Below are 9,135 nucleotides of genomic sequence, written 5' to 3'. Positions count from 1 at the left end.
AGCCAGTTGCGCGGGATGTCGGGGACATCCCGCGGGAACACCTCGTACGGCCAGCGGCCCTTGCCGATGCCCTCCTCGCCGGGCTCGTTCAGCCGGTTCACCTGCCAGCCGGACAGCGCGAAATAGCCCTCGGGGTCATCGGTGCCGAACAGCCACGGGATGCCGTCCGCCTTCAGGGCGCTCAGGAAGATCTGGGTGCCGATGTTCTTCAGCAGCGATTCGCTCAACACGTCCAGCGCCACGTGGCTGCCCGGCGCGGAGCCCTCCGCTAGCAGGTCGAGCAGGGAGCGCACCTGGTCGTCGGTGAGGAAGAACAGCAGCGCCTCGGCCACCCACAGCGTCGGCTTCTCGGGGTCGAACCCGGCCTCGTACAGGGACGACAGCCACGGCTTGGTGAGGTCGGCGCCGACCACCCGCCGGTCCACGGACGGCTTGGCGTCCACCTCGGCCAGCCGCCGCTCCTTGACCTCGAAGAGCGCCGCGTGGTCCACCTCGTAGACGACCGCGTCGGTGGGCCAGGTGAGCCGGAAGGCCCGCGCGTCCATGCCGGCGGCGATGAGGACGACCTGGCGGATGCCGCCGTCGCGCACATGGGCGGCGATGGCGTCGTCCAGGTACTTGGTGCGGATGGACACGAAGTCCGCGAGCCCACCGCCGCCGTACTTCTTCAGCAGGTCGAACCCCGTCTCCGAGGCGAGCGGGCGGGCCAGGTCGTCGCGGAAGAGCGCGTCGTCCCGTTCGGTCTCCAGGGCGCGGGCGGCCGCGGTCCACTGCGAGGTGTGCGAAACAGCTTCCATCTCTCGTCTTCCTCCGTACTTCCGTACTCCGGTGTCACGGGCGTGGGCTGGGCGAAGGGAGCGGGCGGGGCGGCGCGCTCACTCGCGCGGCCTGCGCCGGAACATGCTGTAGAGCGTGAGCCGCATGACCGGGAGGCCCTCGGCGTCGGTGAGTTCGCCCCGCTTGTGCAGGGTCGCGCAGTCCGGGCGGGTCATCGACGGGGTGATGCCGGTGACGGTGAGCCGCCCGGTCAGCACGTCGCCGGGGCGGGTCGGCCGCAGCCAGCGCAGTTCGTCCACGCCCGGCGAGCCCTCGACCGCCGCGCCGGGCAGCAGCGCGTCCACGTAGAGCCGCATGAACATGGCGCAGGTGTGCCAGCCGCTGGCGACGAGACCGTGGAAGAGGGACTCCTCCCCCAGTTCGGCGTCCACGTGGTACGGCTGGGGGTCGAACTTCCGGCCGAACTCGATGATCTCCTGCTCGGTGACCTTGTACGTGCCGAGCTCGTAGGTCCGGCCTTCTTCGTAGTCCTCGACGTAGCGCAGCATCTCTTCTCGCCTCCGCTCAGCCGACCGTGGCGCCCAGGTACTTCGCCTCGATGCGGTCCAGCGTGCGGAAGTCGTCGACGTTGAGGCTGTCGCGGTCGATGGGCTGCCCGCCGACCTCCTCCAGGAGGAAGAGGAACTCGGCGAAGGCGAGGGAGTCGATCAGCCGGTTGTCGATGAGGTCGAGATCGGAGGCGATGTCGCCGCGCTCCGGGTGGCGCTTGAGGATCCATGCCTTGACCTGGTCAATGGGGCGGGCCATGTCGGGGTGTCCTTTCGTGAATCGGCTGCTTTGGCTGGGTGCGGTATCAGGGCTGTTCGCTTCGGTGCGCTTCGGTTCGTGAGCTTCATCGGCGTACGGTCGCCACCGCGACGGCGAAGGCGAATCCGCCGTCGTGGCTGATGCTCAGGCTCAGGTCCGCGAGGCCGGCCGCGTCGGCGAGCCGTCGCGCCGCGCCGTGCAGCACGGCCTCGGGCCAGCCTCCGGGGGCCTTGCGGATCTCGATGGAGAGCCAGGGGAGGCTGCTCAGCGGCGTGTGGAACGTCTTGAAGACGGCTTCCTTGGCGGCGAGCCGGCCGGCGACGGCGGGCAGGAACGTGCCGTTGTCGGTGGTGCAGTCGGCGAGTTCGCCGGGGGTGAGGAGGGTCGCGAGGAAGCGCTCCCCGGAGCCGCGCACCATGCCCTCGACGCGGCTGACGGGGAGGATGTCCGCGCCGGTGCGCAGGGCGAACCCGGAGAGCACTCCGGCGGCCGGCGGTGGGGAGGTGAGCGCCTCCTCTGCGGCGACGGTCGTCACGTGACGGCCGCGCACGCGTCCTCGACGGCGGAGAACGCCTTGTCCCAGTCTCCGTCGTAGCGGTGCTCCAGGGCGAAGATCCAGCGCTCCAGGCCGAAGGCGACACAGCTGGTGAACACCGGCTCGTCCGTCTCCTCGATCCGGATGCCGCACCGCTCGCCGAAGAAATTGCGGTGCACGTTGACCGAGGCGATGGCGGTCTCCGCGTACACGAACTCGTGTTTCACGGGCGCGAGTTGCTGGAGTACGGCGCGGGAGCCGCCCTTGTCGTAGAAGGGGTCGGAGGCGACCTCCTTCTCCACCGGGAGCCCGGCGGCCTCGGCGAAGTCCCGCACCTGCTGCCCGTAGACGGCCAGGTGGTGCTGGGTGTGCTCGTACGTGCCGAGGGCCACGATCTCCCGCATGTGGAAGCCCAGCAGGCGGCGCAGCCCCTCGTACCGGTCCTCGTTGCGGTAGCAGCGGCCCAGGACCGTCACCGTCCGCGTGCCGTCGACCGCCTGCCCGGCGTGGTGCAGGAAGACGCCGTAGCAGGCCGCGGACGGCAGGGCGAGGGCGGCGGGCCCGAGGCTGTCGGGGGCGAAGGAGCCGGTACGGGCCTCGGCGGCGCGTCCGGCGGGGTCGTCGGGACCGTTGACATCCAAGGTGGAGGCGACGACGGCCAGTTGCGGAAAGTTCTCGTAAAAGTCGAGGGCGGCCAGGTCGGCGACGGGCAGCAGCGGCGGCATCGTCAGCGGCAGCGCGCCGCGCCGCTCGCCCCACCCCCGGAACGTCTCGTCCAGGAGGTTCAGGAGCTGGGTGGCCTCGGGGCCGAGGGCGGCGAGGCCGGGGGCCGGCCGATGTGCCGGGGCGGTCGAGGACATGAGTCACCTCTTTCCTTGTCGCGGACGTACGGTGCACGGACTCTTGCGGCGGTCTTGCGGTCTTGCCGTCTTCCGGTCTTGCGGGCTTGCGGCCTTCCGGTCTTGCGGGCTTGCGGCCTTCCGGGCTTGCGGTCTTGCCGTCTTCCGGCGTGCGGGAAGCGGAACTCTGTTTATCGCGTCGGGTTGTGGGCCCCGTCAGGCGACGAGCGGAAGTTCCTCGTCCTCGAATATCCCGGCCTTCGCGAAGAAGCCCATCGGCTTGCGGACGGCCTTTCGCTCGTGGGCCCGGCGCGCGGGGTCCTCCAGGACCCGCCTGCGGAATCCCAGCGGGTCGCCGATGCCCGCGTCCTTGTACACCTGGGGGTTGTAGAAGGATTGCAGGCTGTAGGTGATGTAGCGCTTCAGGTAGTCGGCGACCTCACGGCGCTGTTCCGCGTCCAGGCGTTCGCGCAGCGGTTCGTAGAGGAGCGAGACGAGTTCGCGGCCGAATGCGATGTGCCGGGATTCGTCGCGGTGGTGTATCCGGTTGACCTGGCGGATCGTGTCGTGGAGGTGTTCGTCGTCCGCCATGGTCAGGTTGTAATGGTCGACGATCTCCTCGAAGAGGAGAATGCGCGAGAACACCAGGAAGTGTTCCACGTCCACGTCCACGCCCGTGCCGCCGGAGCTTGCCGCCTTGAACGGCACCGCGGTCGGGTAGAGCTTTCCGCCGTAGCGCAGGCAGAATTCGGCGAAGAACCACATGTGTTCGTTCTCTTCGCCGATGAAGTGGTGGAAGAAGTCCGAGGGCACCTCGAAGCCCGGCATATGGATGCGGTTGACCACCTCGGTGAGCAGCTCGCGAATGCCGTGCACGTTCAGGCTGTAGAAGTTGACGCTCTCCCAGCGGCTCAACTCCGTCAACTGTGCCTCGGTGAGCTCCTCCCGCGCCGCCGTGCCGTGCGTACTGGTCAGCTCGCGCGTCATCCAGGGCGCATCGGTGGGCAGCGTATCCGGCCAGGCGAATGTCTTGTAGGGGTTGTAATAATCCTGGATGGCCTTTTCCTGGAGCCTGGCCAGGATTTTCCCGAACCTCTCCGTGGCCAGGGTGTCGACGGCGGCCATACACTCTCTCCTTTGCTGTGCCACTCGGCGGATATCGCCGGAACAGACCGGAACAGAAACGCATGCCGACGGCCGGACACGGGCATGCGTGCGGGCAGCCGGATTACCCTTTACGCGATCTTCGCGGCGCGGACATACATGTGTGGTGGCGACACTTACCCTTGGGGAGTACCTTGCTGGCGTGGTCTGGGGAACCCGTTCTAAAGGCGTCCCGGCCATGCGCCACACACTAGGCACAACGAGTCGGACCCGGGAAGTGACAAGATCGCAAGGGTGATGCGCAAGACGCATCAGCCCAGGTGAAAGACGGGGGAGACGAAGGATGGCGAAGCTCAGCGGAAGTTCTGATCTTGAACTCAGGCACTTACGATCTTTTCTCACGCTCGTCGAGCACCGCAGTTTCCGGGGGGCCGCCGAGGCGCTCTGGGCCTCTCAGTCGGCGCTCAGCCGGACCATTGCACAAATGGAACACATCGTCGGTCAAAAACTGATCGAACGCGGACATAATGGCGTTTCGCTATCGGCTGCGGGCGAGCGGTTCCTGCCCTACGCGGCGCGCGCCGTGGCCGCCGCCGACGACGCCGTCAAGGCCACCGCCTCCCGCCAATCGACGCTGCGCGTCGGCTTCTCCTGGAACGCGCTGGGGCGCGACACCGCGCCGCTGATCAAGGAGTTCGAGGAACAGAACCCGGGCGCGCGGGTGGAGTTGCGGCGCATCGACGACGTACCGTACGCGGGCCTGGAGGACGGCCGCAGTCACGCCGCCATCCTGCGGGGCACATTGGCGGATCCGGGCATCAAACATGTGCGGCTGTACGAGGAGTCGCGCGTCGCCGCCCTGCCCAAGGGGCACCCGGCGGCGGTGCTGGGCGAGGTGACGCTGGACGACATCCGGCACGACCCGCTCGTACTCAACCTCATCTCGGGCACCACGATGCGCACCATCTGGAAGGACGGCGGGAGCACGGACCGGCCGGTGATCGGGGTGCACAACCTGGAGGAGTGGCTGGAGGCCATCGCCGCCGGACGCGGCATAGGGCTGTCCAGCGCGCTGACGCCGTGTCTGCACCCGCACCCCTGGGTGGTGTACCGGCATGTCACGGACGCGCCGCCGCTGCCGGTCCTGCTCTGCTGGGACGCGGTGCGCCCGCACCCCCTCACCCCGCGGTTCGTGGCCCTGGCCCGCTCCCGGACGAACGGCGGGCAGGTCTGCGACCCGCTGCATCCGACGACGCTGGACGCGTCCGCGTCCGCGTCCGACGCCGGCGGCGCGCCGGACTCCGCCGTACGGCCGGACGCCGCCGCCGTACGGCCGGACGCCGCCCTGCGTACGGGCGCGGCGCGCGAGGCCGGGCCGCCCGCCGGCTCCACGTTCACCACGGTGCGCTGGAAGCCCGTGCGCTCCGGGTCCGTACCACCCGATCGACGGTGATGTCGACGACCCGCTCCACCTCCAACCCCCAGACGGTGCGCGGCGGTTCGTGCTCGATGGCCGCGCGGCCGGTGAGCTGGACCGTATCTCCGGTGGTGAAGTCGCGGAGGACGAGGCCGACGCGGGGGTCGCTCCACAGGTTCCCGAGCGTGTTGAACATGGCGTTGCCCGCGTAGTCCGGGAGCTGCACGCGGTTCGGCCCGGCGACCCGCAGGAAGCCGGCCGGGCCGCCCCGGTGCGAGACGTCGGCCCCCGCCTGCGGGTGCTTCGTCGCGATGAACAGGGTGTCGGAGCGACTGATCAACTCGGTGGCCCAGTAGCCCAGTTCGGAGTGGGACGAGCTGACCCGGCCGTGCGCGAGGAGGCCGGGGTCGAGCGGGCGGCGGTGGATGAAGCGGGGGCAGTTCCCGTACGCCTCGTCCACGGCCAGCTCGATCAGCCGGGGGCCCCAGGAGCGGACGCGGCCGTTGACGCGCAGGCGGCGGCGTCGGGTGAAGTCCATGGCGATGAGGCCGACGGGGTCGCCGGGCTCGCGGGGGCCGATGGGGTCATGGGGGCTGAGGTCGCCGGTGGGGAGGGTGGACGCTTCCGATGCGCTGCGGGCTGCCGCCGGGTCGGGTGCGTCCGTCTCCTCCGCCCGGCCCACGATGCGTACCGAGCCCGGCGAGGCCCGTACGAACCCGGGCTCGCCGAGCAGCACCGACGCCCACATCCGGCCGTCGGCGTCGGCCGCGCCCAGCGCGACGCAGGACACGGACGACAGGAACGCCTGGGCCGTCAGCTCGACGCGCGTGCCGTGGATGACGGAGACCCGGTCGGCCTCCGCCTCGACCCCGGCGGCGCGCTGAACGGCCCGTTCGCCCTCGTGGTAGATGCCGTCAAGGGAAGGGGAGGCGGCGGCGCGGGGGGCCGTACGGCTGCGGCCCTGGGCCGCGGGACTCATGCCGGCCCCCGGCCGGACGTGGGCGCGGCGGCCTCGCTGTCAGTGGAGCCGTGATCCTTCGGCACGGACCGCTCGTCCGCCGCCGGCCGGGAGCCGTTCGCCTTCGGCGCGGGGGCGGGGGCAGGGGCAGGGGCGGGGGTGCGCAGGGCGGTCGCGACCACCAGCAGGCTCAGTACGGTCGTGACGGCGGCCACCGCGAAGGACGTCGTGTAACCGGCGTGACCGGCGATCAGCCCGCCTAGGGGGCCGGCGGCCATGATGCCGAGGTCCCAGTAGGAGGTCATGACGCCGACGGAGGTGCCCGGCCGCAGGGCGCCCGTGCGGTGCAGGGTCATGGCGACCGTGGCCGGGTACATGAGGGCGACGCCCGCACCGGCGAGGACGGTGCCGGCCAGTGCGAGCACCTCGTTGCCCGTACCCGCGATGAGCAGCAGGCCGACGGCCTCCACGACGAGGGAGCCGAGCGCGACCCGCACGCCGCCCTTGCGGTCGACCAGCGGGGAGCCGAGGGCACGGGCGAGCAGGAAGCCCGCGGCGAACACGGCGAGAGCGGCGCTCTCACCGCCGATGCCGTCGTGGTGCAGATGCAGGACGAGCAGGGCGTTGACGGTTCCGTACCCGTAGCTGGAGAGACCGAAGGCGAGGCCCGGCAGCGAGGCGCCGACGGGCACGATCTCGCGGAAGCCCTTCGGGAGCGGGGAGAGCCCGTCGTCGTTGCGGTTGTCGCCGCCGGTGGTGAGCACGAGGACGGCGGAGACGATGCCGAGCACGATCACGCCCCACCACACGCCGCGGTATCCGCTCAGGTGGTTGAGGCCGACGGCGACCACGGGGCCGAGCGCGAGCCCGCCCCACATCGACAGGCCGAACCAGCCCGCCACCCGGCCGCGGCGCTGCGGCGGCGTGTCGGCGAGCACCCAGGGAATGGCGCCCGAGAACAGCGCCGCCTCGCCGACGCCCATGACCAGCCGGGCGACGATCAGGGTGCCGGGGTTGGGGGCGATCAGGTGGCCCGCGCCGCCGATCGCGCCGAGCACGCCGCCGGTCGCCACGACCGGGCGCGCGAATCCGGCATCGGCGAGCCGGCCGGCGAAGGGGCGCGCGCAGGCGGTGGCCAGGAAGGCGATGCCCACGACCGTGCCGGCGATCAGCGGGCCGCCGTGGAAGTGGCCGACGACGTAGGACGGCAGCGACTGGAGGGTGGCGCCCAGTGCCATGTACCCGCAGAGCACCGCTGCCCACAGCCTCCGGACGGGGACCGTTGGGCGAGGCGTCGCAGGTGTCACAGGCGTCATACGGGAGAAGATACCGCACGGGACCATCTCTGGGAAGTGAGACGGTACGTTACCTTCTCGTCCGGTCCTTGCGTAGAATGTCCGTATGCCAGTGAAGGCAGGAACCACGATCGACCCGCGCGCCACGCGCGCCCGAGTGCTGGCCAGCGCCGTCCAGCTGTTCTACGAGCGCGGCGTGCACGACGTCGGCGTCGACGAGATCGCCCAGCACGCGGGCGCGTCGAAGCTGACGATCTACCGCAACTTCGGCTCCAAGGACGGCCTCGTCGAAGCCGCGCTCCAGGACCGCAGCGACCGCATCCACTTCTGGCTCGCGGACCGGCTCACCGCGACGCCCGCCGGGCGGGAGCGGGTGCTGGCCCTGTTCGACCTGCTCACCGTCTGGTACGCGAGGGACGGCTACCGGGGCTGCGCCGTGGTCAACACCGCCGTGGAGACCCGCCACCAGGACGGCCCCGTACGACAGCTCCCCCGACTCCACCTCGCCCGCTACCGCGAGCTGTTGGAACGCCTGCTCACCGAGGCGGGCATCGACCGCCCGGCCCCTCTCGCCCGCCGGCTCCTGATCCTCATCGAGGGCGCCACCACCATCACCGCCATCGACGGCGAACCGAGCGCGGGCGAGGACGCACGGGCCACGGCGGAACTGCTGCTGGACGCGGCTGCGGGCGGGGCCGCTGAGGGGGTCGGCTGCTGAGTGCGTTCCGCTGCTGAGGGGGTTCCGCGCGCATGGGGCCAACCCCCGCCCGTTAGCCGTCCGTTAGTGGATCACCAATGGCGCGCGTCAGGCTGGTGGGAGATCGACCGATCATGACCCCGAGCCAGCTCAAGGGGGAACCCCTCATGTCCTTCACCAGCTCCTACGGACGCCACCAGGTCCGCCGTGCCGTCGTCGCCTCCGTCCTCGCCGCCGCGGCCATCGGGCTGACGGCGACCGTCAGCGACGCCGCGCCCGCGCAGGGCAGCAGCAGCACCGCGGCGGCCGAAACCCACCACGTCTCCACCGCCGACACCGGCGCCAAGGGCGTCAGCGGCACGTGGCGCGGCACCCTGAAGTACCTCGCGCCCGGCAAGGTGACCGTGGCCCCCAAGTCCGGCGGTATGGAGCAGGCGTTCTACGTCGGCCCGCACACCAAGGTGCTCGGTGCGGCCGCGATCTGCGGTGGCGCGGACGGCACTGTCACCATCGACAGCAAGGGGTACGGCACCAAGCCGTGCACCCTCAAGCAGCTGACGAAGGCCGCGAAGACGAACGCCGTCGAGGTCCGCGCCATCGTCAAGAACGGCGTGGCGACCACGATCGCCGAGCACTACCACCCGTAGACGGCGGCTCGTAGACGGCAGCTCGTAGACAGCGGCTCGTACGAAACAGGGGCTGAGGG

Annotated in this window: 11 protein-coding genes; 3 read left to right on the top strand and 8 right to left on the bottom strand. The window is 70.7% G+C overall.

The features are described 5' to 3' along the window. From ACFU99_RS21845 to ACFU99_RS21820, 6 genes are all read right to left on the bottom strand, one after another. The coding region (locus ACFU99_RS21845; RefSeq protein ID WP_384394456.1) for an SAM-dependent methyltransferase at positions 1–797 on the bottom strand (797 nt) is incomplete at its 3' end. A gap of 78 nt (positions 798–875) precedes the next feature. Next, positions 876–1,325 (bottom strand): MaoC family dehydratase, encoded by a 450-nt coding sequence (locus ACFU99_RS21840; protein WP_384394454.1) that lies wholly within the window; start codon positions 1,323–1,325, stop codon positions 876–878. A gap of 16 nt (positions 1,326–1,341) precedes the next feature. Then, positions 1,342–1,584, bottom strand: coding sequence for an acyl carrier protein (locus ACFU99_RS21835; protein WP_384394452.1), 243 nt, complete (start codon positions 1,582–1,584; stop codon positions 1,342–1,344). 85 nt (positions 1,585–1,669) lie between these two features. After that, complete coding sequence (gene acpS, locus ACFU99_RS21830; RefSeq protein ID WP_384394450.1) at positions 1,670–2,134, bottom strand: holo-ACP synthase; 465 nt, start codon at positions 2,132–2,134, stop codon at positions 1,670–1,672. Further along, positions 2,116–2,979 (bottom strand): hypothetical protein, encoded by an 864-nt coding sequence (locus ACFU99_RS21825; RefSeq protein ID WP_384394448.1) that lies wholly within the window; start codon positions 2,977–2,979, stop codon positions 2,116–2,118. The genes acpS and ACFU99_RS21825 overlap by 19 nt, the downstream gene beginning before the upstream one ends. Positions 2,980–3,174: 195 nt before the next feature. Continuing rightward, entirely contained in the window at positions 3,175–4,083 is a 909-nt protein-coding gene (locus ACFU99_RS21820) for a diiron oxygenase (protein ID WP_384394446.1), read from the bottom strand. A 322-nt stretch (positions 4,084–4,405) separates the two neighbouring features. Here ACFU99_RS21820 and ACFU99_RS21815 point away from each other — a divergent pair, with 322 nt between their 5' ends. Beyond that, entirely contained in the window at positions 4,406–5,515 is a 1,110-nt protein-coding gene (locus tag ACFU99_RS21815; protein ID WP_384394444.1) for a LysR family transcriptional regulator, read from the top strand. Here ACFU99_RS21815 and ACFU99_RS21810 read toward each other — a convergent pair. Both ACFU99_RS21810 and ACFU99_RS21805 read right to left on the bottom strand, forming a co-directional pair. Next, complete coding sequence (locus ACFU99_RS21810; protein ID WP_384394442.1) at positions 5,457–6,458, bottom strand: pyridoxamine 5'-phosphate oxidase family protein; 1,002 nt, start codon at positions 6,456–6,458, stop codon at positions 5,457–5,459. The two genes, ACFU99_RS21815 and ACFU99_RS21810, sit on opposite strands and share 59 nt — an antisense overlap. Continuing rightward, positions 6,455–7,753 carry an MFS transporter gene (locus ACFU99_RS21805; protein ID WP_384394440.1) on the bottom strand — a complete coding sequence of 433 codons (1,299 nt, stop codon included), beginning with the start codon at positions 7,751–7,753 and terminating at the stop codon, positions 6,455–6,457. Before ACFU99_RS21805 ends, ACFU99_RS21810 begins: the two co-directional genes overlap by 4 nt. An 85-nt stretch (positions 7,754–7,838) precedes the next feature. Here ACFU99_RS21805 and ACFU99_RS21800 point away from each other — a divergent pair, with 85 nt between their 5' ends. Together ACFU99_RS21800 and ACFU99_RS21795 are read left to right on the top strand one after the other, a co-directional pair. Beyond that, complete coding sequence (locus ACFU99_RS21800) at positions 7,839–8,450, top strand: TetR/AcrR family transcriptional regulator (protein ID WP_384394438.1); 612 nt, start codon at positions 7,839–7,841, stop codon at positions 8,448–8,450. A gap of 113 nt (positions 8,451–8,563) precedes the next feature. Further along, a complete protein-coding gene (locus ACFU99_RS21795) occupies positions 8,564–9,076 on the top strand; it encodes a hypothetical protein (protein ID WP_384394436.1) in 513 nt (170 codons plus the stop codon). The last annotated feature ends 59 nt before the right edge of the window (positions 9,077–9,135 follow it).

The organism is Streptomyces sp. NPDC057654 (genome assembly GCF_042800135.1).
Classification (GTDB): domain Bacteria; phylum Actinomycetota; class Actinomycetes; order Streptomycetales; family Streptomycetaceae; genus Streptomyces.
Note: the sequence above shows the minus strand (reverse complement) of the source record. Positions and strands in the feature narration are given on the sequence as shown.